Annotated in this window: 17 protein-coding genes; 14 read left to right on the forward strand and 3 right to left on the reverse strand. The window is 64.4% G+C overall.

Going from position 1 to position 25,617, the window contains the following annotated elements; all coding sequences use genetic code 11:
• Positions 1–67 precede the first annotated feature (67 nt).
• The 8 genes from glnL (at position 68) to dapF (ending at position 13,524) form a co-directional block, all read left to right on the forward strand.
• Positions 68–1,300: a nitrogen regulation protein NR(II) gene (gene glnL / locus SDENCHOL_RS08050; RefSeq protein WP_231912945.1), complete on the forward strand. Its 1,233-nt coding sequence runs from the start codon at positions 68–70 to the stop codon at positions 1,298–1,300.
• Positions 1,287–2,732 (forward strand): nitrogen regulation protein NR(I), encoded by a 1,446-nt coding sequence (ntrC, locus tag SDENCHOL_RS08055; RefSeq protein ID WP_154716762.1) that lies wholly within the window; start codon positions 1,287–1,289, stop codon positions 2,730–2,732. Before glnL ends, ntrC begins: the two co-directional genes overlap by 14 nt.
• A 324-nt stretch (positions 2,733–3,056) precedes the next feature.
• Positions 3,057–7,751 (forward strand): glutamate synthase-related protein, encoded by a 4,695-nt coding sequence (locus SDENCHOL_RS08060; RefSeq protein ID WP_231912946.1) that lies wholly within the window; start codon positions 3,057–3,059, stop codon positions 7,749–7,751.
• Positions 7,752–7,765: 14 nt separating this feature from the next.
• The gene (locus tag SDENCHOL_RS08065; RefSeq protein WP_154716764.1) at positions 7,766–9,232 is read left to right on the forward strand and encodes a glutamate synthase subunit beta; all 1,467 of its coding nucleotides are present in this window, start codon (positions 7,766–7,768) and stop codon (positions 9,230–9,232) included.
• Between the two features lie 23 nt (positions 9,233–9,255).
• Positions 9,256–10,479 (forward strand): LL-diaminopimelate aminotransferase, encoded by a 1,224-nt coding sequence (locus tag SDENCHOL_RS08070; protein WP_154716765.1) that lies wholly within the window; start codon positions 9,256–9,258, stop codon positions 10,477–10,479.
• A 20-nt stretch (positions 10,480–10,499) separates the two neighbouring features.
• Positions 10,500–11,789: a diaminopimelate decarboxylase gene (locus tag SDENCHOL_RS08075; protein ID WP_154716766.1), complete on the forward strand. Its 1,290-nt coding sequence runs from the start codon at positions 10,500–10,502 to the stop codon at positions 11,787–11,789.
• 13 nt (positions 11,790–11,802) lie between these two features.
• Entirely contained in the window at positions 11,803–12,636 is an 834-nt protein-coding gene (gene nadE, locus SDENCHOL_RS08080) for an ammonia-dependent NAD(+) synthetase (RefSeq protein ID WP_154716767.1), read from the forward strand.
• Positions 12,637–12,657: 21 nt separating this feature from the next.
• Positions 12,658–13,524 carry a diaminopimelate epimerase gene (gene dapF / locus SDENCHOL_RS08085; protein WP_154716768.1) on the forward strand — a complete coding sequence of 289 codons (867 nt, stop codon included), beginning with the start codon at positions 12,658–12,660 and terminating at the stop codon, positions 13,522–13,524.
• 28 nt (positions 13,525–13,552) lie between these two features.
• Here dapF and SDENCHOL_RS08090 read toward each other — a convergent pair whose 3' ends face one another.
• Positions 13,553–14,284: a glutamine amidotransferase-related protein gene (locus SDENCHOL_RS08090; protein ID WP_154716769.1), complete on the reverse strand. Its 732-nt coding sequence runs from the start codon at positions 14,282–14,284 to the stop codon at positions 13,553–13,555.
• A gap of 285 nt (positions 14,285–14,569) precedes the next feature.
• On the opposite strand from SDENCHOL_RS08090, the gene SDENCHOL_RS08095 reads away from it, so the two are divergent.
• The 3 genes from SDENCHOL_RS08095 to SDENCHOL_RS08105 all read left to right on the forward strand — a co-directional run bounded on the left by SDENCHOL_RS08095 (position 14,570) and on the right by SDENCHOL_RS08105 (position 17,105).
• Positions 14,570–15,334, forward strand: coding sequence for a TorF family putative porin (locus SDENCHOL_RS08095; RefSeq protein WP_154716770.1), 765 nt, complete (start codon positions 14,570–14,572; stop codon positions 15,332–15,334).
• A gap of 18 nt (positions 15,335–15,352) precedes the next feature.
• Positions 15,353–15,691, forward strand: coding sequence for a P-II family nitrogen regulator (locus tag SDENCHOL_RS08100; RefSeq protein WP_154716771.1), 339 nt, complete (start codon positions 15,353–15,355; stop codon positions 15,689–15,691).
• Positions 15,692–15,767: 76 nt separating this feature from the next.
• Positions 15,768–17,105, forward strand: coding sequence for an ammonium transporter (locus SDENCHOL_RS08105; RefSeq protein ID WP_231913026.1), 1,338 nt, complete (start codon positions 15,768–15,770; stop codon positions 17,103–17,105).
• Positions 17,106–17,290: 185 nt separating this feature from the next.
• Here SDENCHOL_RS08105 and SDENCHOL_RS08110 read toward each other — a convergent pair whose 3' ends face one another.
• Positions 17,291–19,519: a putative bifunctional diguanylate cyclase/phosphodiesterase gene (locus tag SDENCHOL_RS08110; protein ID WP_154716772.1), complete on the reverse strand. Its 2,229-nt coding sequence runs from the start codon at positions 19,517–19,519 to the stop codon at positions 17,291–17,293.
• A 463-nt stretch (positions 19,520–19,982) separates the two neighbouring features.
• On the opposite strand from SDENCHOL_RS08110, the gene SDENCHOL_RS08115 reads away from it, so the two are divergent.
• The 3 genes from SDENCHOL_RS08115 to SDENCHOL_RS08125 all read left to right on the forward strand — a co-directional run bounded on the left by SDENCHOL_RS08115 (position 19,983) and on the right by SDENCHOL_RS08125 (position 23,732).
• Positions 19,983–20,732: an electron transfer flavoprotein subunit beta/FixA family protein gene (locus SDENCHOL_RS08115; protein ID WP_154716773.1), complete on the forward strand. Its 750-nt coding sequence runs from the start codon at positions 19,983–19,985 to the stop codon at positions 20,730–20,732.
• Positions 20,732–21,667 carry an electron transfer flavoprotein subunit alpha/FixB family protein gene (locus tag SDENCHOL_RS08120; RefSeq protein WP_154716774.1) on the forward strand — a complete coding sequence of 312 codons (936 nt, stop codon included), beginning with the start codon at positions 20,732–20,734 and terminating at the stop codon, positions 21,665–21,667. Before SDENCHOL_RS08115 ends, SDENCHOL_RS08120 begins: the two co-directional genes overlap by 1 nt.
• Before the next feature lie 253 nt (positions 21,668–21,920).
• On the forward strand, positions 21,921–23,732 hold the full coding sequence (locus SDENCHOL_RS08125; protein WP_154716775.1) for an acyl-CoA dehydrogenase: 1,812 nt from the start codon (positions 21,921–21,923) through the stop codon (positions 23,730–23,732).
• Between the two features lie 97 nt (positions 23,733–23,829).
• On the opposite strand, the gene SDENCHOL_RS08130 is transcribed toward SDENCHOL_RS08125, so the two are convergent.
• Positions 23,830–25,458 (reverse strand): electron transfer flavoprotein-ubiquinone oxidoreductase, encoded by a 1,629-nt coding sequence (locus SDENCHOL_RS08130; protein WP_154716776.1) that lies wholly within the window; start codon positions 25,456–25,458, stop codon positions 23,830–23,832.
• Between the last annotated feature and the right edge of the window lie 159 nt (positions 25,459–25,617).

Here is a 25,617-nt window from a genome sequence, read left to right on the forward strand (position 1 = left end):
CCCGGCAGGTGATGCGTGCGGGCAGGCGCATGAGGATGCGCCGAATTCTGGGAGAAGGGTGATCGCCGTGAGCGTGGCACATTTGCAGCATGGCATCGCCGGCAGAGGTGAGGTCGGCAGCTTTTTGCTGGAATATCTGACGACGGCGGTCGTCCTGCTGGATGACCGCCTGCGCGTCTGCTACGCCAACCCCGCGGCCGAGCAATTGCTCGCCACCAGCGTGGTTCATCTGATCGGGCAGCCGATGGGGCCGTTCTTCGAGGCGGGAGACTGGGATCCCGCCGATCTGCGCGACGCCCAGGTGGGCCAGCATGCCTATACGCGGCGTGAAGCGCGCCTGTGCCCGCCGGGCAGCGATCACGTCGTCAGGGTGGATTACACCATCACGCCGCTGGGCGATGCCGGCAGGGTGAACTGCGCCACGCAGCTCCTGATGGAATTGCAGCCGCTGGATCGCCTGTTGCGCATCAGCCGCGAAGGCAGCCTGTTCGCCGCCAATCAGGCGACGCGCGCCCTGGTGCGCGGGGTGGCGCATGAAGTCAAGAATCCGCTCGGCGGCATCCGCGGCGCGGTGCAGTTGCTGGCGCGCGAGTTGAACGATCCCGGGCTGCAGGAATACATCGACGTCATCATCAGCGAGACCGATCGCTTGCGCAATCTGGTCGACCGGATGCTGGGGCCGCGCAAGCTTCCCGATTTCCGCCGCATCAATATTCACCAGGTGCTGGAGCGCGTGCGCATGATCCAGCAGGCCGAGCTGGGTGACGCCCTGGTGATCGAGCGCGATTACGATCCCAGTCTGCCCGAGTTGTGGGGCGATCTGGATCAACTGATCCAGGTCGTGCTCAACATTCTGCGCAATGCCGTCCAGTCGTTGATGGACCCGGCCGCGGCGGAGGCCCGCAGCGGCCAGGACAGGCCGCGCATCGTGATGCGCTCGCGCGTGCTGCGCCAATTGACCATCGGCGCGCAGTGCCATCGTCTGGTTTGCCTGGTCGAAGTGGAAGACAACGGGCCGGGGATCGGCGAGGAGCTGCGCGAGACCCTGTTCTACCCGATGGTGACGGGGCGCTCTCAGGGCACGGGCCTGGGGCTGCCCATCGCGCAGTCCATCATCCAGCAGCATGGCGGCCTGATCGAATGCGACAGCCGCCCTGGCCGTACGGTTTTCAGGATACTGATTCCTTTCGAACCCGCTGAGTCCATTGAGTCCGTTGCGTCCGCTGAATCCATTGAGTCCGCCAAACCCGTTGTGCTTGTTGAACCTGCCGCCGGAGCCTTGAAACATGCCGCAATCTGAGCGGGTCTGGGTCATCGATGATGACCGATCGATACGTTGGGTGCTGGAAAAGGCGCTGTCCCAGGCCGGCCTCGAAGTCACTGCCTTCGAGAATGCCGACGAGGCCTTGCGCCGCCTGCCGGCGGGGCAGCCGCAGGCGATCGTCAGCGACATCCGGATGCAGGGTAAAAGCGGGCTGGAATTGCTCGCCCATGTCCAGCAGGTCTGCGCGCACGTGCCGGTGATCATCATGACCGCCCATTCCGATCTCGACAGCGCGGTGAAGTCCTACAAGGGCGGCGCCTTCGAATATCTGCCGAAGCCCTTCGATCTGGATGAAGCCGTGACCCTGGTGCGGCGCGCCCTGGTGCATGCGCGCGAACATGCCGCGCTTGCCTCGGTTGCTGCGGCAGCCCCCGTTCCGCCCGTGCTCCAGAAAGGCGGGCTGATCGGCGAGGCCGCCTCCATGCAGGAGGTGTATCGTGCCATTGGCCGCCTGTCGCAGTCGCACATCACGGTGCTGATCAATGGCGAATCGGGTACCGGCAAGGAGCTGGTGGCGCAATCGCTGCACAACCATAGCCCGCGTGCCGACAAGCCCTTCGTCGCCTTGAACATGGCGGCGATTCCCCGGGAACTGATCGAGTCCGAGTTGTTCGGCTACGAAAAAGGCGCATTCACCGGCGCGCTCACGCGGCGGCAGGGGCGCTTCGAGCAGGCTGCCGGCGGCACGCTGTTCCTCGACGAAATCGGCGACATGCCGCTGGAAGCCCAGACCCGCTTGCTGAGGGTGTTGTCCGATGGCAGCTACTATCAGGTGGGCGGGCACAATCTGGTGCGGGCGAATGTGCGCATCATCGCGGCCACCCACCAGGACCTGGAAACTCTGGTGCGCCAGGGGCGTTTCCGCGAGGATCTGTTCCACCGCCTCAACGTGATTCGCATCCACTTGCCGAAACTGAGCGAGCGGCGCGAGGACATTCCCCGGCTGGCCGCGTATTTCCTGCAGAAGGCCGCCGCCGAACTGAACGTCGAAGCGCGCGTGCTGCTGCCCGAGACCGAGCGTTATCTCTGCCAACTGGAATGGCCCGGCAATGTCCGGCAACTGGAAAATACCTGTCGCTGCATCACGGTGATGGCGGCCGGCCGCGAAGTCATGATCGGCGATCTGCCGCCGGAACTGCTCGCCGCCAAACCGCCGGCAGCGCCTGCCCGCGACTGGGAAGCCGCGCTGTCCCAGTGGGCCGACCGGGAACTCGCCAAAGGCAGCCAGGATCTGCTGGCGCAGGCGCTGCCGGCATTCGAGCGCAACATGATACTCAGCGCCTTGCGCCATACCGCCGGGCGTCGCCGGGATGCCGCCGCCTTGCTGGGCTGGGGACGCAATACCCTGACGCGCAAGATGCGCGAGCTGGGCCTGGCCGATGGCCTGGCCGGCGAGGATCGAGACTAGGGCAGAGCGTCAGGAATCAGAGGCGCCGCGCAGGGTATGCACGAGATTGAGGCATGCGAGCACGGTTTTGGTGCGCGGTGCGCTTTGCGCGTGCATCCAGTCCGCTGAATGATTGCCTGATTCAGCGGTCGATTCACTTCCCTTGCCCGTTCTGGCAAGGCCTGCGGGCGATTTGCAATAGCTGGCACAGAGGTTGCATAGGCTCCCTGGCAAGGGGGCGGGCCGTGTGCGTGCTCCGGATTGCAGTTTCAGGCTAATCCCCTAATAAGAAAGATGTGGAGCACGTGCATGAACCCTGTGGCCAGAGCAAATCCGTTTCCAGAAATGGCGTCGCACCTGATGACCGCCACGCCCGAGGAAGTCCAGGCGGCCAGCGCCAGCGGCTTGTATACCCAGGCTGAACACGACGCCTGCGGCGTGGGTTTCGTCGCCCACATCAAGGGTCTCAAGTCGCACGACATCGTGGTGCAGGGCCTGAAGATCCTGGAAAACATCGACCATCGCGGCGCGGTCGGGGCGGATCCGCTGATGGGCGACGGCGCCGGTCTGCTGATCCAGATTCCGGATGCCTGCTATCGCGCCGAAATGGCTCGCCAGGGCATCGTCCTGCCGCCGCCCGGCGAATACGGCGTGGGCATGATCTTCCTGCCCAAGGAGGCGGCTTCGCGCCAGGCCTGCGTGCGCGAGCTGGAGCGTGCCGTGGAGGCCGAAGGCCAGGTGCTGCTGGGCTGGCGCGACGTGCCGGTCGATCACGAATTGCCGATGTCGCCCGCGGTGCGTGAGCGCGAGCCGGTGATCCGCCAGTTGTTCATCGGCCGCGGTCACGACATCCTCGTTCCCGATGCGCTGGAGCGCAAGCTCTACGTGATCCGCAAGACCGCCTCGCTGAAGATCACCCGCCTCAGGCTCACCCACGGCGCGGAATACTACGTGCCGAGCATGTCCTGCCGCACGGTGATCTACAAGGGCCTGCTGCTGGCCGACCAGGTGGGCAAGTACTATCTCGACCTGCAGGATGAGCGGGTGGTGTCGGCCCTGGCGCTGGTGCATCAGCGCTTTTCGACCAATACCTTTCCGTCCTGGCCGCTGGCCCATCCCTACCGCATGGTGGCGCACAACGGCGAGATCAACACGGTCAAGGGCAATTTCAACTGGATGCGCGCCCGCGAAGGCGTGATGAGCTCGCCCGTGCTGGCCGATGATCTGAAGAAGCTCTATCCGATCACCATGGAAGGGCAGTCGGATACGGCAACCTTCGACAACACCCTGGAATTGCTGGTGATGGCCGGCTATCCGCTGGCCCAGGCGGTGATGATGATGATCCCCGAAGCCTGGGAACAGCACGCGCTGATGGACGAGCGCCGGCGCGCCTTCTACGAATATCACGCGGCGATGCTGGAGCCCTGGGACGGCCCGGCGGCGATGGTGTTCACCGACGGCCGGCAGATCGGCGCCACGCTGGACCGTAACGGCCTGCGTCCGGCGCGCTACATCGTCACCGATGACGACCTGGTGGTGCTGGCCTCCGAAGCCGGCGTGCTGCCCATCCCGGAAAACCGCATCGTCAGGAAGTGGCGCCTGCAGCCGGGCAGGATGTTCCTCATCGATCTGGATCAAGGGCGCATCATCGAGGACGAGGAGCTGAAGAGTCAGTACGCCTCGGCCAAGCCTTACCGCCAGTGGATCGAGAACCTGCGCATCCGCCTGGACGGCATCGAGGCGCAGGCCGAGCCCATGAGCTTCCGCGAGTCGCTACTGGATCGCCAGCAGGCTTTCGGCTACAGCCAGGAAGACCTCAAGTTCCTGCTCGCGCCCATGGCCACGGGCGGCGAGGAGGGCATCGGTTCGATGGGCAACGATGCGCCGCTGGCCGTGCTCTCGGCGCGCAGCAAGCCGCTCTACAATTATTTCCGCCAGTTGTTCGCCCAGGTGACCAATCCGCCCATCGACCCGATCCGCGAAGCGGTGGTGATGTCGCTGGTCTCCTTCATCGGGCCGCGTCCGAACCTGCTCGACATCAACGCGGTGAATCCGCCGATGCGGCTGGAAGTGGCGCAGCCGGTGCTGGATTGCACCGACATGGCGCGGCTGCGTGGCATCGAGAAGCGCAGCGGCGGCAAGTTCCGTTCCTGCGAAATCGACATCACCTATCCGGCCGCCTGGGGCCGGGAAGGCATCGAGGCGCGCATTGCCTACCTGCGCTCCGAGGCGGAAGAGAGCATCCGCGCCGGCTGCAACATCCTGATCCTGACCGACCGGCGCATGGATCGCGATCAGGTCGCCATTCCGGCCTTGCTGGCGCTCTCGGCCATCCACCAGCATCTGGTGAAGATCGGCCTGCGCACGGCGGCCGGCCTGGTGGTGGAAACCGGCACGGCGCGCGAAGTGCATCATTTCGCCGTGCTGGCCGGTTATGGCGCCGAGGCGGTGCACCCCTGGCTGGCCATGGAAACGCTCGCCGATATGGCGCCGCAACTCGGCGTGACGGTCGATCAGGCCCGCTACAACTACGTCAAGGCGATCGGCAAGGGGCTGTCGAAAATCATGTCGAAGATGGGCATCAGCACCTACATGTCGTACTGCGGCGCGCAGATTTTCGAAGCCATCGGCCTCGAGCGGGAACTGGTGGATCAGTATTTCAGCGGCACGCCCAGCCAGGTCGGCGGCATCGGCATTTTCGAAGTGGCCGAGGAAGCCCTGCGCAATCATCGCGCGGCTTTCGGCAACGATCCGGTGCTGGCGCAGATGCTCGATGCCGGCGGCGAATATGCCTGGCGCACGCGCGGCGAGGAGCACATGTGGACGCCGGATGCCATCGCCAAGCTGCAGCACAGCACGCGCGCCAACCGTTACGAGAGCTTCGAGGAATACGCCCGCATCATCAACGATCAGTCGCGGCGGCACATGACCCTGCGCGGCCTGTTCGAGTTCCGCATCGATCCGGCGCGTTCGATCCCGCTGGAAGAGGTCGAGCCGGCCAGCGAGATCGTCAAGCGCTTTGCCAGCGGGGCGATGTCGCTGGGCTCGATCTCGACCGAAGCGCACACCAATCTGGCGATTGCCATGAACCGCATCGGCGGCAAGAGCAACACCGGCGAAGGTGGCGAGGATCCGGCGCGCTATCGCGAGGAACTCCAGGGCCGCAAGATCCAGGCGGGTACCCGGCTGCGCGAGGTGATCGGCGACGTGGTCGAGGTCGACTACAGCCTCGAGGAAGGCGATAGCCTGCGCTCGAAGATCAAGCAGGTGGCTTCGGGCCGTTTCGGCGTGACCACCGGTTATCTGATCTCGGCCGACCAGATCCAGATCAAGATGGCCCAGGGCGCCAAGCCCGGCGAAGGCGGCCAACTGCCCGGCGGCAAGGTGTCGGAATACATCGGCCGCCTGCGCCATTCCGTGCCCGGCGTGGGGCTGATCTCGCCACCGCCGCACCACGACATCTATTCGATCGAGGATCTGGCGCAGCTCATCCACGATCTGAAGAACGTCAACCCGCGCGCCGACGTGTCGGTCAAGCTGGTGTCGGAAGTCGGCGTCGGCACGGTGGCGGCGGGCGTGGCGAAAGCCAAGGCCGACCACATCGTCATTGCCGGCCATGACGGCGGCACCGGCGCCTCGCCCTGGTCGTCGATCAAGCATGCCGGCACGCCCTGGGAGCTGGGCCTGGCCGAAACCCAGCAGACGCTGGTGCTCAACCGCCTGCGCGGGCGGGTGCGCGTGCAGGCCGACGGGCAGATGAAAACCGGCCGCGACGTGGTGATCGCCGCGCTGCTGGGCGCCGACGAGTTCGGTTTCGCCACGGCGCCGCTGGTGGTGTCGGGCTGCATCATGATGCGCAAGTGTCATCTGAACACCTGTCCGGTCGGCGTGGCGACGCAGGACCCGGTGCTGCGGCGGAAGTTTTCCGGCAAGCCCGAAGACCTGGTGAATTTCTTTTTCTTCATCGCCGAGGAAGCCCGCCGCATCATGGCGCAACTGGGCATCCGCCGCTTCGACGAGCTGATCGGCCGCGCCGACCTGCTCGATACCCGGCCGGGCATAGACCACTGGAAAGCCAAGGGGCTGGACTTCAGCCGCGTCTTCGCGCTGCCGCCGGTGCCGGCCGAGGTGCCGCGCCTGCATGCCAGCACGCAGGATCACGGCCTCGGCCAGGCGCTGGACATGCGTTTGATCGCCAAGTCACGCACGACCCTGGAAGAAGGCAAGCCGCTGCACTTCAGCGAGCAGGTGCGCAATGTCCATCGCACGGTCGGCGCGATGCTGTCGGGCGAATTGATCCGGCGTCATCCCGACGGCCTGCCGGACGGCAGCCTGCAAATCGATTTCACCGGCACCGGCGGCCAGAGTTTCGGCGCCTTCCTGGCGCGGGGCATCACCTTCCGGTTGACCGGCGAAGCCAACGATTACACCGGCAAGGGGCTGTCCGGTGGGCGCATCGTCGTGCAGCCGAGCGCGGATTTTTCCGGCGAGGCGGATGCCAACATCATCGTCGGCAATACCGTGCTGTATGGCGCGACTTCCGGCGAGGCGTTTTTCCGCGGCGTGGCCGGCGAGCGTTTTGCCGTGCGCCTGTCGGGCGCGACGGCGGTGGTGGAAGGCACGGGCGATCACGGCTGCGAATACATGACCGGCGGCACGGTGGTGGTGCTGGGCAGGACCGGGCGCAATTTCGCCGCCGGCATGTCGGGCGGCGTGGCCTTCGTCCATGACGAGGATGGCGAGTTCGCGCGCCGCTGCAACATGGCGCAAGTGGCGTTGGAGCCGGTGCTCGCGCCTGAGGCGCAGGCGGCCGCGGGCATTCCGCTGCACGCCGGAGAAGCCGACGACGCCCTGCTCAGGCGCCTGCTGGAAACGCACCAGCGCTTGACGGGATCGCTGCGCGCCGGCGCGCTGCTCGCGGACTGGCCGCAAGCGCGGGCGAAATTCGTCAAGGTGTTTCCGCACGAGTATCGCCGCGCGTTGCTGGAGCTGCAGGCGGGTCGCGAGGCCGCCGCAACCGAACAACGGGCCTGCGCCTGAGAGGAATCTGCATCATGGGAAAAATCACCGGTTTTCTGGAATTCGCGCGCATCGAGGAAGGCTATGACGGCGTCGATGAGCGCCTGCGCCACTACAGGGAATTCGTCCGCGTCCTCATGCCCGAACAGGCACGCCAGCAGGGCGCGCGCTGCATGGACTGCGGCACGCCGTTCTGCAACAGCGGTTGTCCGGTCAACAACATCATTCCGGATTTCAACGATCTGGTGTATCGCGACGATTGGAAAAGCGCCATCGCCGTGCTGCATTCGACCAACAATTTTCCGGAATTCACCGGCCGCATCTGCCCGGCGCCCTGCGAGGCCGCCTGCACGCTGAACATCAACAGCCAGCCGGTGGGCATCAAGTCGATCGAGCATGCCATCATCGACCGCGCCTTCGCGGAGGGCTGGGTGCTGCCGCAGCCGGCCGCCGTGAGAACGGGCAGGAAAGTGGCCATCGTCGGCTCTGGCCCGGCGGGTCTGGCGGCCGCCCAGCAACTGGCGCGCGCCGGCCACGAGGTGACGCTGTTCGAGAAGAACGACCAGGTGGGCGGCCTGCTGCGCTTCGGCATTCCCGATTTCAAGCTCGACAAGTCGCACATCGACCGCCGCGTGGAACAGTTGCTGGCCGAAGGCGTGACGATCCGGACGAACACGCTCGTCGGCGAGCTGCCGGCGGACAGCAAGGTGACCAACTGGGCCACGGCGGCCATCGCGCCCGAGCAGCTCATGGAGGATTTCGATGCCGTGCTGCTGACCGGCGGCGCCGAGCAGTCGCGCGATCTGCCGGTGCCGGGGCGCGAGCTGGCGGGCGTGCATTTCGCGATGGAGTTTCTGCCGCAGCAGAACCGCGTCAATGCCGGCGTGGCCATGCCGCAGCAGATCCGCGCCGAGGGCAAGCGGGTGATCGTGATCGGCGGCGGCGATACCGGCTCGGATTGCGTCGGCACATCCAACCGGCAGGGCGCGGCCAGCGTGGTGCAGTTCGAGCTGATGCCGTGCCCGCCGGAAGAGGAAGACAAACCGCTGACCTGGCCCTACTGGCCGTACAAGCTGCGTACCTCGTCCAGCCATCAGGAAGGCTGCGAGCGCGAGTTCGCCATCGCCACCAAGGAATTCGTCGGCGAGAACGGCCGTCTGACGGGACTCAGGACGGTGCGGGTGGAGATGCGCGAGGGGCGTTTCGTCGAGATCGACGGCAGCGAGCAATTCTGGCCCGCCGATCTGGTGCTGCTGGCGATGGGTTTCACGAGTCCGGTGGACACCGTGCTGGCCGGCTTCGGCGTGGAAAAGGATGGACGCGGCAACGCCCGCGCCACGACCGAGGCGCAGGGCGGTTATGCCACCAACGTGGCCGGCGTGTTTGCCGCCGGCGACATGCGGCGCGGCCAGTCGCTGGTGGTCTGGGCCATCCGCGAGGGACGCCAGGCGGCCCGCGCGGTGGATGAGTACTTGATGGGCAGCTCCGATCTGCCGCGCTGAACAATGATTTCCGGAAACCAGAGATGATCCGCATCAACGAAAACTATCAAAAACTGCAGGCAAGTTATCTGTTCGCCGATATCGCCAGGCGGGTGCGCGAGTTTCAGGCGCAAAATCCCGGGCGCGAAATCATCCGGCTGGGCATCGGCGATGTGACGCGCGCCCTGCCGCCGGCCTGCATCGCCGCCATGCACCAGGCGGTGGATGAACTGGCCTCGGAAACGACGTTTCGCGGCTATGGTCCCGAGCAGGGTTACGACTTCCTGCGCGAGGCGATTGCCGAGCATGACTTCCGTGCGCGCGGCGCGGAGATTGCCGCCGACGAGGTTTTCGTCAGCGATGGCGCGAAATGCGATACCGGCAACATCCAGGAAATTTTCGCCGCGGATGCGCGGGTGGCGGTTCCCGATCCGGTGTATCCGGTCTATGTGGATACCAACGTGATGGCCGGCCGTACCGGCACAGCCAGCGATGGGCGCTATCCGGGGCTGACCTATCTCGAGTGCAACGCGGCCAACGGCTATGTGCCGCGGCTTCCCGATCAGCCGGTGGATCTGATCTACCTGTGCTTTCCCAACAATCCCACGGGCGCGACGGCCAGCCGCGCGCAACTCCAGGCCTGGGTCGATTACGCCCGGGCGCATCGGGCCTTGATCCTGTTCGATGCGGCGTATGAGGCATTCATTCGCGATCCCGCCTTGCCGCATTCGATCTACGAGATTCCCGGCGCGCGCGAAGTGGCCATCGAGTTTCGCAGCTATTCCAAGACCGCCGGGTTTACCGGGGTGCGCTGCGCCTACACCGTGGTGCCGAAGAGCTGCCTGGCCTGGGATGCCGAGGGCAAGGCGGTCGAGCTGCACGCGCTGTGGAACCGCCGCCATACCACCAAGTTCAACGGCGTTTCCTATCCGGTGCAGCGGGCGGCTGCCGCCGTCTACAGTCCGGCCGGCCAGATCCAGGTGCGCGAGCTGATCGACGGCTATCTGAAAAATGCCGCCTACATCCGCGAGGCCCTGGGCGGGCTCGGCTTCCAGTGCACGGGCGGCGACGATTCGCCGTATATCTGGGTGAACACCGGCCGCGATTCCTGGGAGTTCTTCGACCTGCTGTTGCAGCGGGCCGGCGTGGTGTGCACCCCGGGCGCCGGTTTCGGTCGCTGCGGTCAGGGGCATGTGCGCATCAGCGCCTTCAACAGCTTCGACAACGTCCGCACGGCCATGGATCGCATCAGCGCCGCATTGAAATAAAACCGTTACAAGGTACGCCCATGCCCATGTCTGCCGCTTTTCAGGCGCGCTTGTTTCCGCTCCTGCCGCAAATCGCCGAGCACTTCGGCACGCCTTTCCATATCTACGATGAAGCCGGCATCCGCGCGACGGCCCGGCAGTTGCAGGCCGCCTTCGCCGGTATATCGGGATCGGAATCGGAATCGGGGTTTCGCGAATATTTCGCGGTGAAGGCGCTGCCCAATCCGCGCATCCTCGCCATTCTGCGCGAAATGGGCTGCGGCTTCGACTGCAGCTCCATCGCCGAGCTGCGGCTGGCCCGCGCGGCCGGCGGACGCGGGGAGGACATCATGTTCACCTCCAACAACACCGCGCCGGAAGAGTTCGCGGCGGCCGCCGCCGAGGGCGGCTGCATCCTCAATCTGGACGACCTCAGCCTGGTGGCCAAGGTGCCGGAAATGCCGGAACTGATCTGCCTGCGTTACAACCCCGGCCCGGCGCGCGATGGCAACAGCATCATCGGCAATCCGGTGGAGGCCAAATACGGCGTGGCCCATCACCAGTTGCTGGATGCCTTCCGCGCCGCCCAGGCGCGCGGGGCGCGGCGCTTCGGCCTGCACACCATGCTGGCCTCGAACGAACGCGACTACCGCTACATGGTGGAAACGGTGAAGATGCTGCTGGACGTCGTGGAATGGGTGGGCGCGGCGCTTTCCATCCGTTTCGAGTTCATCAATATGGGCGGCGGCCTGGGCATTCCCTATCGGCCGGAGGATGCGCCCTTCGATCTGGCCGCGCTGGGCGTGGAAGCCGGCGCGCTGCTGGAACAGTTTTTCCGGCGCAATGCTTACGTTCCGCGCCTGTGCATGGAGAGCGGCCGTTACATGACCGGCCCGCATGGCGTGCTGGTCACCCGGGCGATCAACCGCAAGGACACCTACCGCACTTTCATCGGCGTCGATGCCTGCATGTCCGCGCTGATGCGGCCGGGCATGTATGGGGCCTACCATCACATCGACGTGCTCGGCAAAACGCCCGGCCCGGACGACCTGCCGGTGGATGTGGTCGGTTCGCTGTGCGAAAACAACGACAAGTTCGCCATCCAGCGTCCGCTGCCGCCGGTGGCCGATGGCGATCTGCTGGTCATCCACGATACCGGCGCGCATGGCAGCGCCATGGGCTTCAACTACAACGGCAAGCTGCGTCCGCAGGAACTGCTGCTGCGCGAGGACGGCGGGGTCGAGCTGATCCGCCGGGCCGAGACGGTGGAGGATTATTTCGCCACGCTGAACTTTGCGCCGCGTCAGTGGCGTCCGGGCCAACAGATTTAGGGGGCCGCTGCCGATGCCAACGCGCCAGCAGGAGATCGCCGCCGTGCTCAAGGTGGTTCCACCCTTTGCCGACCTCGCGGCCTTGCAGGCGGAGATCGACCGGCGCATCGGTTTCATTCAGGAAAGGCTGCGCGCGAGCGGCCTGAAGACTTTGGTGCTGGGCATCAGCGGCGGCGTCGATTCGCTGCTGGCCGGCCGGCTGGCCCAGTTGGCGGTGGAAACGCTGCGCGCGGCCGGCGGCGATGCCGCTTCCGACTACCGTTTCATCGCCGTGCGCCTACCCTACAAGGAACAGCACGACGAGCGGGACGCCCGCGCCGCGCTCGACTTCATCCGTGCCGACGAGGTCTGCGTCGTCAACATCGAGGCCGGCGTCCGCGGATTGGCCGCGCAGCTCGCTCATCTGCACTGTCTGCCTGCGCCGCGGCGCGATTTCGTGCTCGGCAATCTCAAGGCGCGTTGCCGCATGGCGGCGCAATACGCCATCGCCAATGCGACGGGCGGCCTGGTCATCGGCACCGATCATGCCGCCGAGGCGGTGATGGGCTTCTTCACCAAATTCGGCGATGGCGCCTGCGATCTGGCGCCCTTGTCCGGCCTGGTGAAAAGCCAGGTCCGCGCCATGGCGAGCCATCTTGGCGCTCCTGAGGCGCTGGTTCACAAAACGCCCACGGCCGACCTCGAAGAACTGCATCCCGGCAAGCCGGATGAACTGGCCTATGGCGTCAGCTATGCGGAAATCGACGCCTTCCTGCACGGCCAGCCGGTGAGCGAAGCGGCCAGCGCACGCATCCTGGCGGCTTTCGATGCCAGCGCGCACAAGCGCGGGCTGCCGCTGGCTCCTTGAGCGTCATTGGGCGTCATGGGCATGAATCCAAATCCAAATCGAACGCCTTTGGCGTTCACCAAAATGCACGGCCTGGGCAATGATTTCATGGTGCTGGATTGCACCCGCGCGCACCTGCAACTGAGCGATGCGCAAATTCGTCTGCTCGCCGACCGCCATTTCGGCGTGGGCTTCGACCAGTTGCTGATGGTCGAGCCGGCCACCCGGCCGGACGTGGATTTCCGCTACCGCATCTTCAATGCCGATGGCTCGGAGGTCGAGCAGTGCGGCAATGGCGCACGCTGCTTCGCCCGCTTCGTGCGCGACCGGGGATTGAGCGACAAGGATCTCATCCGCGTGGAAACCGCTGCCGGAGTGATCGAACTGCGCCTCACGCCCGAAGGCCGCGTGGTGGTGAACATGGGCGTGCCTAAGCTGCTGCCGGCCGAAATCCCTTTTCTGGCCGATGCGCCGGCGTTGCTTCATCGGGTCGAGGTTAACGTCGATGGCGGCAGCGAACAGGTCGAGCTGGCCGTCGTCAACATGGGCAATCCGCATGCCGTGCTGTTCGTCGAATCGGTCGACACGGCGCCGGTGGGCAGGCTCGGGCCGCTGCTGGAGTCGCATCCGCGCTTTCCGGCCCGGGTGAACGTCGGCTTCATGCAGGTGCTGGCGCGCGATCGGGTGAAGCTGCGGGTGTTCGAGCGCGGCACCGGGGAAACGCTCGCCTGCGGCACGGGCGCGTGCGCCGCCGTGGTGGCCGGCCGGCGGCGCGGTTTGCTGGATGAGCGGGTCGAGGTGGCACTGCCCGGTGGCGAACTGCGCATCGAGTGGCCGGGCGAAAATGCGCCAGTCCTCATGGCCGGGCCTGCAACGAGGGTGTACGAAGGGCTGTGGCTGTGGCCCTGAAGCTCATGGCCATCGTCCGCCGGGAATGTCAGGCGGGTTCGCGCCGCAGGGCATAGGCCGCCATCAAGCGATCGAGAAACTCGAACAGCTTCCGGTTCATGGGGCCGTAATCGTGGGCGCGCAGCATTTCGGGCGTTTGCACGAAACCTGACGCTGCTGCCGCAAACTCCGCGGGTGGCGTCGCGATGATCATTCCTTCGATCGTTTCCGCGGTGAATTCCAGGTGGCACTGCAAGCCATAGGCCAGTTCGCCATACTCGATGATCTGCCGCGGGCAGCCGGCGCTGCGGGCAAGGATCCTTGACTGCGGCGTCAGCCCGGGCATGTCGCTGTGCCAATGGCCGACTTCCAGGCCGTCGCCAAAGTGGGCGCACATGGGATGGGTTTTGCCTGCCGCCGTCAACTGGATGGGAAACTTGCCGATTTCCTTTGCCGGGCTGGATTCGTGCGGCGCGCCCAGCGCCTTGCCCAGCAACTGCGCGCCCAGACAGACGCCGACCACGGCCTTGCCCGCGGCGATGCAGGCGGCAATCAGGGCGCATTCGGCGGCGGCGTCGAAATGCGCGCACTCTTCCCGCGTCGTCGTCGTCGATTGCGGCCCGCCCAGGATGACCAGCAGGTCGATGGCGGCGATGGCCGTCGGCAAAGGTTCATGGGCATATACGCGGGAATGGCTGGCCGTGTGGCCGCGCTCGTTCACCCAGGCGGTGAAGGCGCCAGGTGCTTCAAAGGCTTCGTGTTCCACGAAATGCACGTTCATGTCTTGCTCCGCCGAGAATTTGAAATCTTGAACGACGCAATTGCCGTGCCATGCCTGCCGTCGCCGCCGTGACCATGATCTGCAGCGCGCATGCCCGTTGTTGGCGCGCAGGCGGTGCGGCGTGCCACAGGACGAGGCCGGTATTCTTTCATCCACTACCCGTAATTCTTTGTAAGCATTTGAAATAACTGTGTTTTTTGTGTTGGCACGGTTTCTGCTGTGTGAGGAGTGGCCACGCTGCATTTGCAGCATGCGCAAATCACAACGCACAACGGGGAAATCGCCATGAAAAATACGCTTTATGCTGCAGTTCTTGCCTTGCTGCCCGCGGCCGCCATGGCTGCCGAATCGCCCGACAGCCATAGTTTCAGCGGCAACATCACGCTGACTTCCACCTACCTGTACCGCGGCATCGACCAGACCAATGGCAAGCCCGCGCTGCAGGGCGGCTTCGATTACGTGCATGCCAGCGGCTTCTATGCGGGCACCTGGGGTTCGACGATTTCGTGGCTCTCCGATCAGGGCCCCGGCATCAGCGCGCCGCTGGAACTCGACATCTACGGCGGCTACAAGCAAAGCTTTGCCGGCGGCGACTGGTATTACGACGTCGGCGTGCTGAATTATCGCTATCCGGGCAGCTACCCGGCCGGCTTCACCCGGCCGGACACCACCGAAATCCACGCCAAGCTCGGCTGGAAGTCCATCAGTTTCAAGTATTCCAGCGTCGTCTCCAGCCATCTCTTCGGCGCTTCCACGCCGACGGGCGGCAAGACGCGCGGCAGCGGCTATGCCGATCTTGCGCTGGAGCACGATCTGGGCAACGGCTGGGGCATCAATGCCCATCTGGGCCACCAGAGCGTCAAGGATTTCGGTGAGGCTTCATATACCGATTACCGGCTCGGCGTCAGCAAGGATCTCGGTTTCGGCAGCCTCGGCGTTCATGTCTCCGGCAGCAATGCCAAAGGCAAGGCCGGCCAGCCGTATCACAACGCCTTCAACCGCGATCTGGGCGACGACCGGATCGTCGTCAGCTTTACCAAAACGCTGTAATCACCGAAAGGAGCCAACATGAAACTGGTCACTGCCATCATCAAGCCGTTCAAGCTCGACGAAGTGCGCGAGGCGCTCTCGGATATCGGCGTGCGTGGCATCACGGTCACGGAAGTCAAAGGCTTCGGCCGCCAGAAGGGCCATGCCGAGCTGTATCGGGGCGCGGAGTACGTCGTGGACTTTCTGCCGAAGACGAAAATCGAAATCGCCATCGAGGCGGACATGCTGGATCGGGTCGTGGACGCCGTCATCAAGGCCGCCCATACCGACCGCATCGGCGACGGCAAGATTTTCGTCTGCAACCTGGAGAACGTCATTCGCATCCGCACGGGTGAAACCGGCGTCGATGCGATCTGAGTATTTTCCGATTCTTCCGATGCGTCCAATCCCTTTGATCCGTTCGATCCGTCCGTAACCTGTCTTACTTTCAACGATCTGGAGTGCTACCGTGAAAAAATCTCTCGTTGCCACGGCCACCGCCGCCATCCTGGCAAGCCCAGTCCTTGCATTCGCCGGTGACGGTGCAAATGCCGTCGGCGCCATCGTGGAAAAAGGCGATGTCGCCTGGATGCTGGTTGCCACCGCCCTGGTGGTCTTCATGGCGGTGCCTGGGCTGGCGCTGTTTTATGGCGGCCTCGTCCGCAGGAAGAACGTGCTGTCCGTTCTGATGCAGGTGCTCGTGGTGTTTTCCCTGATTGCCGTGCTTTGGTCCGTCTATGGCTACACGCTGGCCTTTGGCGGTGCGGGCCGGTTCATCGGATCGCTGGACAAGCTCTTTCTTGCCGGCATCGATACGGCATCCCTGGCCGATACCTTTTCGGAGAACGTGAAAATTCCGGAACTGCTGTTTGCCGCCTTCCAGGCGACGTTTGCCGGGATCACCTGCGCGCTGATCGTGGGTTCCTTTGCCGAGCGCATCCGCTTCGCTGCCGTGCTCGTCTTCTGCACGCTCTGGTTCAGCTTTGCCTATCTGCCGATTGCGCACATGGTGTGGGGTGCCGGCGGCTACCTGTTGAGCAAGGGCGCGCTGGATTTCGCCGGCGGCACCGTGGTGCACATCAACGCGGCGGTCGCCGGTCTGGTCGGCGCCTGGATGGTCGGCACGCGCATCGGCTACAGGAAGGAAATCATGGCGCCGCACAATCTGACGCATACGATGGTCGGCGCGTCCATGCTGTGGGTGGGCTGGTTCGGCTTCAATGCGGGTTCCAACCTGGAAGCCAATGCCGGCGCGGCGCTGGCCTTCATCAATACGCTGGTGGCCACCGCGGCCGGCGTGCTCGCCTGGAGCCTGGGGGAAAGCCTGTTCAAGAAGAAGGCGTCGATGCTCGGCGCGGCCTCGGGCGCCATTGCCGGCCTGGTGGCCATTACGCCGGCGTGCGGCAGCGTGGCGCCCATGGGGGCCATCGTCATCGGCTTCCTGGCGGGTCTGCTGTGCCTCTGGGCCGTCCATGCGCTCAAGCGCATGCTGGGCGCGGACGATACGCTGGACGTGTTCGGCATCCACGGCATGGGAGGGATACTCGGCGCCCTGTTGACGGGCGTTTTCACCGCGCCTTCACTGGGCGGCACCGGCGCTGCGGACTTTTCCATCGCCAGCCAATTGCTGGTGCAGGCGGAGGGGATCGTGATCACCATCGTCTGGTCGGGCGTGGTGGCCTTCCTCGCCTTCAAGCTGGTGGATATGACGATCGGCCTGCGGGTGAGCGAGGATGACGAACGGGTCGGGCTGGATGTGGCGAGCCACGGCGAACGCGCGTACAGCGATTAGGGAAACGCTGGATAAGCCCTCCGTTCGTGGTGAGCTTGTCGAACCATGAACGGAGGATGTACTAAATCAGCAAGTTGCAAAGCCTGCCCTTCGACAGGCTCAGGGCGAACGGACTTATTCAGTGTTTCCTTAGGCTGTCTCTATCTGTATCGCTGCGCGGGAGCATGCACTGAAGCCGGCAGGCTTCAGTGCAATTCGGCCGAATGACTCGGGTTGCGCGTCATCAGGGCCGTGAAGCCCTCGGCATTCAGCGGCCGGCTGAAATGATGGCCCTGGCTTTCATCGCAGAGATTGGCTTGCAGGAACAGGTGCTGCTCGCGCGTTTCCACGCCTTCGGCGACGACGCGGTAGTTGAGGCTCTTGCCCATGCTGATGACGGCACTGACGATGGCCGCATCGGCGGGATCCTTGGTCATGCACTGCACGAAGGATCGGTCGATTTTCAGGCTGTCGATAGGGAAGCGCTTCAATTGGCGGAGGCTGGAATGGCCCGTGCCGAAATCGTCGATGGCAATATTGACGCCGAGTTCCTTGAGTTCCGACAGTCTGGACTGGGCATGCTCGAGATCGGCCATCAGCGCCGCTTCCTTGAGTTCGATTTCCAGATATTCGGCCGCCATGCCGGTTTCGGCAAGCGCGTCGCGAACGTCGTTGACGAAGTTGCGCGAGCGGAATTCCGGCGTGGAAATATTGACGGCAACGCGCCCGACATCCAGGCCGGCATTCTGCCAGTTCTGCATTTGCCGGCAGGCTTCGCGCAGCACCCATTGTCCGATCTGCTGCATGAGCCCGCATTCCTCGGCGACCGGCACGAACAGCGCCGGTGAAATCAGTCCCCGCTCGGGATGATTCCAGCGCACCAGCGCCTCGGCGCCGGTGATGGCGCCATTTTCGAGATCGATCTTGGGCTGGTAGTGAAGAATGAACTGGCGTTTTTTCAGGGCATTGCGCAGCGTGTCTTCCAGCGATTGGCGCTGTACCAGACGCTCATTCATCGTCTGGCGGAAAAACTGGAAATTGGCGCGTCCACCGGCCTTGGCGTGATACATCGCGAGATCGGCGCTGCGAATGAGGGCTTCGGTATCCTTGCCGTCATCCGGATAAAGGCTGATGCCGATACTCGAGGTGATATAGATCTGGTGGCTGTCGATGGCGATCGGCCTGGATAGTGCGTTGAGGATTTTTTCCGCGCAGATCGCCGCGTCGTGGGATTGCTCGATTTCCGTGAGCAGGATGACGAATTCGTCGCCGCCCTGGCGGCTCACCGTATCCGAGTAGCGCACGCAGGTCAGCAGGCGGTCGGCGATCACTTGCAGCAGCTTGTCGCCGATTGGATGGCCGAGCGAATCGTTGATGTTCTTGAAACGATCGACATCCATGTAAAGCAGGGCGGCCTTGCGCGAGTAGCGGCCGGCCAGGGTGACGGCCTGGGCCAGCCGGTCGTGCATCAGGGAACGGTTGGGCAGGCCGGTCAATGCGTCATGCTGCGCTAGGTAGGCCATTTTCATGGCCATGCCCTGCGTATCGCCGACGTCGCGAAACACCAGCAGGCTGCCCGTCGTTTGGCCGGCGGGATCGCGAAACTGGGTGAGCGCATCCTCGATGCTGAATTCCCCGTTGTCGCGATGCAGCAGGATGGCGCTCGTGCCAAAGCCGCTGGAACGGTTTTCCCTCAGCATCCTGTCGAGCGTGGATTCGACGGGCTGACGGGTTTTGCCGTCGATCGTGCGGTAGATGTCGGCCAAGGGACGGTCGAGCGCTTCGTGCAGCGGCCAGCCGGAGAGTTTTTCGGCCACGGCATTCATGTGCGTGATCCGGCCTTCGGCATCCAGCGCGATGATGCCGTCGCTGGCCGAGGCAAGCACGGCATGAAAGCGCTGGCGCTCGGTCTGGAGTTCTGCCTCGGTCTGCTTCAGGGAGCGGATCAGCAGCTTGCGTTCTATGGCGTTGTGCAGCGTATGGAACAGCCAGCTGGCGTTGCCGAGGTTGCCATTGCGCAGCAGCGTGCGTGGCAGGTAGGCCTGGGCGCCACGGCGCAGCGCCTGGCGTTCGAGCACCGGATCGTCGGCGTCGCCCAGCAGCAGCACGGGAAGCTCGGGAGCGGCCGCGGTGATTCTGTCGAATGCTTCGATATCGCAGTGGTCGGTGTGCGTGAGTCCGAGCAGGATGGCGCTGTAGGGGAGATCGCCGATGGTGCCGTCGGCTGCGTCGATCAGTGGTTCGAGTGGTGCGGGCGATTCGAGCGGTTCGGTGTTTCCCGCCAGTTGACGCAGAGCGCCGTCCAGCGTCGGCGCCCAGACGAGATGGAACGACCCATGGGTGTCGCGGCCGCTGGCGGCAAGCGCGTCGTTGATGCGGGTGGCGACCGACGGGTCGTCTTCGATCAGCAGGAGACGGGTCGTTGTGTTCTTCATGCCTGCGCGGAGCTCGGGACGGGCATCATCATGGCGTTGCGGCGTTATGTGGACGGCAAGCAACAGCGCTGCCGACGGGAGAGGTCAAGCAAACTGATTGATCATCCCAGAATAATATAGCTTATCCAATAATGCAATCGGCAATTCACATGCCGCCTGGTTGCTGGATAGTTGTCTATAAACAGAATCTTGCCTAAGCCTGTGTGGCACAAAGCGAAAACCGGGGCGCAAAAGGCCGGTCGGGGCAGGGCCGGTATTCCCCGTATTCCGGAGGTCGAAGCGAAGGTGCGAGTCGCCGGGGTTCGGCGCGGACTGGGTGTTTAAAACATTGACGGAGTGATGTTTTATGGAAAAAAGTCCATCCGGAGCGACCCGGAAGGAGGCAAATTGGAGCATAATTCGCGGCTTTCGCAGTCCGGTTTTTGTGTAGTTGCTTTTTTCATGTACGTATGAGGATGCTGACTTGAAGATACTAGTCCCCGTAAAGCGCGTGGTGGATTTCAACGTCAAGGTGCGCGTCAAGGCTGACGGCACGGGTGTTGATCTGGCCAACGTCAAGATGTCCGTCAACCCCTTCGATGAAATCGCCATCGAAGAAGCCGTGCGCCTCAAGGAAGCCGGCATCGCCACCGAAGTCATCGCCGTCAGCTGCGGCGTGGCCGCCTGCCAGGAAACCCTGCGCACGGCCATGGCCATCGGCGCCGATCGCGGCATCCTGGTCGAGTCCGACGCCGACCTGCAACCGCTGGCGGTTGCCAAGCTGATCAAGGCCGTGGCCGACAAGGAGCAGCCGCAACTGGTGATCTTCGGCAAGCAGGCCATCGACGACGACTCCAACCAGACCGGGCAAATGTTCGCCGCGCTGGCGGGTTGGGCGCAGGCCACCTTCGCTTCGAAAGTGGTGATCGCCGATGGCAAGGCCACGGTGACGCGCGAAGTCGACGGCGGTTCCGAAACGCTGGAACTCAAGCTGCCGGCGGTGGTGACCACCGACCTGCGCTTGAACGAGCCGCGCTACGCCACGCTGCCCAACATCATGAAGGCCAAGAAGAAGCCGCTCGATACGCTCAAGCCGGCCGATCTGGGCGTCGATGTGACGCCGCGTCTGACCACCCTGAAAGTGGCCGAGCCCGCCAAGCGCGGTGCCGGCGTGAAAGTGGCCGACGTCAAGGAACTGGTCAACAAACTCAAGAATGAAGCGAAGGTGATCTGATGGCTATTCTCGTTATTGCTGAACACAACAATGCCGCGATCAATGGCGCAACGCTGAATACCGTTGCCGCTGCCCAGAAGATCGGCGGCGAGGTGCATGTGCTGGTCGCCGGCGCCGGTTGCGGCGACGCGGCCGCAGCCGCTGCCAGGATTGCCGGCGTGGCCAAGGTCAAGGTTGCCGACAACGCCATCTACGCCGAACAGACGGCCGAGAACGTCGCCGCCCTGGTGGTGGCCAATGCCGCCGGCTACAGCCACATCCTGGCGCCGGCCACGGTGACCGGCAAGAACATGCTGCCGCGCGTGGCGGCCCTGCTGGATGTCGCGCAGATCTCGGAAATCACCGCAGTCGAATCCGCTGACACCTTCGTTCGCCCGACCTACGCCGGCAATGCCATGGCCACGGTGAAGAGCGCGGATGCGGTCAAGGTCATCACCGTGCGCACCACCGGTTTCGATGCCGTCGCTGCCGAAGGCGGCAGTGCCGCGGTCGAGGCGATTGCCGCTGCCGCCGACTCGGGCCTGAGCAAGGTCGTCGGTCGTGAAATCGTCAAGAGCGCCCGTCCGGAACTGGGCGCGGCCAAGATCGTCGTTTCCGGCGGTCGCGGCATGGGTTCGGCCGAGAACTACAAGAGCGTGCTGGAGCCGCTGGCCGACAAGCTCAACGCCGCGCTGGGCGCTTCGCGTGCCGCCGTCGATGCCGGCTACGTGCCCAACGACTATCAGGTCGGCCAGACCGGCAAGATCGTCGCGCCGCAGCTCTACATCGCCGTCGGCATTTCCGGCGCCATCCAGCATCTGGCCGGGATGAAGGACAGCAAGGTGATCGTCGCCATCAACAAGGATCCCGATGCGCCGATCTTCCAGGTCGCCGACTACGGTCTGGTGGCCGATCTGTTCACTGCCGTGCCGGAACTGCTGGCTGAAATCGGTTGATGCACCAAGGCAGAACGTCTGCCACGGGCAGGCGCGGATGCCCATGAGCCGCAAGAAAAACCGGGAGTGAGCCGCAAGGCCGCTCCCGGTTTTCTCTTGTTCGACCCGCAGTTTTCGCTGTCCTTGATGTCCGCTTGGTCGTCATGGGCTGCATGCTATGCTCTGCGGCTCGACTGCGTCACACGACACGCACACACAATACGCAACACACAATAACGCAGCGCCATACGGAAAGCGGAAAGGAAGAAGAAACATGGCCGAGTATCTCGCTCCCCTGAAAGACATGCACTTCGTGCTGAACGAGCTTGCCGATCTCGAAGGCATTGCGCGCCTGCCGGGTTATGAGGAATTTGGCGGCGACATGGCCGAAGCGGTGCTCGATGAATCGGCGAAATTCTCCAGCGGCGTGCTCTCGCCGCTGAACGTCAGTGGCGATCGCGCACGCATCCGCTGGGAGGCCGAGGAGGGTGGACGGGTACGCATGGCGGCCGGCTTCCGGGAGGCTTATCAGCAGTTCATCGACGCCGGCTGGAATGGCTATTCCGCCGATCCGGAATATGGCGGGCAGGGCTTGCCCAAGCTGCTCGGTGCCGCCGTGCAGGAAATGTGGATGGCGGCGAATCTGTCGTTTTCCCTCTGTCCGCTGCTGACCTCCGGGGCCATCGAGGCGCTGGAGCTGAGCGGTTCGGAAGCGCAGAAGGCATGCTATTTGCCCAACATGGTGCAAGGGCGCTGGACTGGCACCATGAACCTCACCGAGCCGCAGGCAGGCTCCGATCTGGCGGCGATACGCGCGCGCGCCGTGCCGCAGGCGGATGGTACCTACCGCATCTTCGGCCAGAAGATATTCATCACTTACGGCGACCATGACATGAGCGAGAACATCGTTCATCTGGTGCTCGCCCGCACGCCCGACGCGCCGCCGGGGGTGAAAGGCATTTCCCTGTTCGTGGTGCCGAAGTTCCTCGTCAATGCCGACGGCTCGCTGGGCGCGCGCAACGATGCCTATTGCGTTTCCGTCGAGCACAAGCTGGGCATCCATGCCTGTCCGACCTGCGTGATGGCGTTTGGCGATGCCGGCAATTTTGGCGGCGGCGCCATCGGCACGCTGGTGGGCGAGGAAAACGCCGGCCTCAAATACATGTTCATCATGATGAATGCGGCGCGTTTTTCCGTTGGCCTGGAAGGTCTGGGGATTGCCGAGCGCGCTTACCAGCATGCCCTGGCCTATGCCAGGGAGCGCGTGCAGGGGCGCGACATCAGCGGCCGTCTGCCGGGAAATGTGAGCATCAGCAAGCATCCCGACGTGCGCCGCATGCTGATGCTGATGAAGTCGCAGACCGAGGCGATGCGCGCGCTGGCCTACAGCGTCGCCGCGCACCACGACGCCGCGCTGCGCCATCCCGATGCCGAGGCGCGCGCGCAGAGCCAGGCTCACGTCGACCTGATGATTCCGGTCGTCAAGGGCTGGCTTACCGAGACCGCCAACGAGATCGCCTACCTGGGCGTGCAGGTGCATGGCGGCATGGGCTTCATCGAGGAAACGGGTGCCGCGCAGTATATGCGCGATGCGCGCATCACCACGATCTACGAAGGCACCACGGGCATCCAGGCCAACGACCTGATCGGCCGCAAGATCGCCCGCGAAGGCGGCGCCACGGTCAAGACCGTCATCGCGCAGATGCGCGCTACCGAGGCCGAACTGAAGCAGGCCGGCGGCCAGATCAAGGCCATCGGCGAAGCACTCGGCAAGGGGATCGCCGCCGTCGAGGAGTGCGTTGCCCATATCCTCGCCGGCTATGGCGACGACACCGCCACGGTTTCGGTCGGCGCCGTGCCCTTCCTCAGGCTGATGGGCATCGTCTGCGGCGGCTGGCAGATGGGTCGCGCCGCGCTCGTCGCGCAGGCCAGGATTGCGGCCGGCGACGGCGATGCTTTTTATCCGGCGAAGATCGTTACCGCGCGCTTCTACGCCGATCACCTGTTGGCGCAAGCCGCGGGCCTCGCGCAGACCGTCGTGCAGGGCGGGGCATCGGCGCTGGAAATCGCGGAGGAGATGCTTTGATGCCTGGGTTTGCGGCAACAGAGCGGGGGACTCGTAGGGGCGGGTTTTAAACCGCCCCTACGCTCAGAGGGGCCGGAGGGACTTATAGGCTGGCCGCCTACATTCCCGGATACACCGGCCCTTCGCCGCCTTGCGGCACCATCCAGTTGATGTTCTGGGTGGGATCCTTGATGTCGCAGGTCTTGCAGTGCAGGCAGTTCTGCGCGTTGATCTGCAGGCGCGGGTTGCCGGTGTCGTCCTTGAGGACTTCATACACGCCTGCCGGGCAGTAGCGCTGCTCGGGCGCATCGTAAAGCGGCAGGTTGATTTTCATCGGCACTGCCGGGTCCTTCAGTTGCAGGTGGCAGGGCTCATCTTCCTCGTGATTGGTGTTGGAGAGGAACACCGAGGAGAGGCGATCGAAGCTGATCACGCCGTCGGGCTTCGGGTAGTCGATGGGCGCGCACTCGGCAGCCTTCTTCAGCTTGAGGTGATCGGCCGTGTGGTGCAGCGTCCAGGGCGCCTTGCCGCGGAACACCACCTGGTCGAGGCCGACCATCAGCGTGCCCATGTAGAGGCCCTTGCTCATCCACGGCTTGAAGTTGCGCGCCCGGTGCAGTTCTTCGTAGAGCCAGCTTTCGCGGAATTTCTGCGGATAGCTGGTGAGTTCATCCGCGCTGCGGCCGGCGGCCAGCGCATCGGCCACCGCTTCGGCGGCCATCATGCCGCTCTTGAGGGCGGCATGGCTGCCCTTGATGCGTGAGACGTTGAGGAAGCCGGCGTCGTCGCCGAGCAGCGCGCCGCCCGGGAAGATCAGCTTGGGCAGCGCCTGCAGGCCGCCGGCCGAGATGGCGCGGGCGCCGTAGGAGATGCGCTTGCCGCCTTCGAGCATGGCGCGAATCTGCGGGTGGGTCTTGTAACGCTGGAATTCCTCGAACGGCGAGAGGTGCGGATTGCTGTAGCCGAGGCCGACGACGTAGCCGATCGAGACGAGATTGTCGCCGTAGTGATAGCAGAACGAGCCGCCGTAGGTGTCGTTCGGCAGCGGCCAGCCGGCCGTGTGCATGGCCATGCCCTTGACGTGCTTGTCGGGCTGGATTTCCCAGAGTTCCTTGATGCCGATGCCGTAGACCTGTGGGTCGGCGCCGTTGCGCAGGTTGAACTTCTGTTCGAGCTGCTTGCCCAGATGGCCGCGGCAGCCTTCGGCGAACAGGGTGTATTTGGCGTGCAGTTCCATGCCGGGCTGAAAGGCCGGGCCGGGCTGGCCATCCTTGCCCACGCCCATGTCGCCGGTGACCACGCCCTTGACACTGCCGTCGTCGTTGTAGAGCACGCCGGCGCCGGCGAAGCCGGGGTAGATTTCCACGCCCAGCGCTTCGGCCTGCTGGCCGAGCCAGCGGCAGACGTTGCCCAGGCTGATGATGTAGTTGCCGTGGTTCTGGAAGCACTCGGGCAGCATGAAGCCGGGTACCTGGAAGCTGCCGGCCGCCGACAGGAAGACGAAGCGGTCTTCGGTCACCGGCGTGTCGAGCGGGGCGCCCTGGGCCTGCCAGTCGGGGAGCAGTTCGGTCAGGGCCTGTGGATCCATGATGGCGCCGGAGAGGATGTGGGCGCCGATTTCCGAGCCCTTCTCGATCAGGCAGACGTTGAGTTCGGCATTGAGCTGCTTGAGGCGGATCGCCGCGGCGAGGCCGGCAGGGCCGCCGCCGACGATCAGCACATCGAATTCCATGACATCGCGTTCCATGAAATTTCCCTTGTTTTGTGAAACGGCGGTTGCAGGTTGCAGCGCCGCCGTTCGGGTGGTTTGACCATTGCCCGGCGTCAGCCGAAGCAAGCATGGATGGAGCCATGCATTATAAGTCAATTCGATATGCTGGACTGTGATGGTGGGCCATGCCGGCGC

Origin of the sequence: Sterolibacterium denitrificans (assembly GCF_900174485.1) — a bacterium.
GTDB classification, from domain to species: domain Bacteria; phylum Pseudomonadota; class Gammaproteobacteria; order Burkholderiales; family Rhodocyclaceae; genus Sterolibacterium; species Sterolibacterium denitrificans.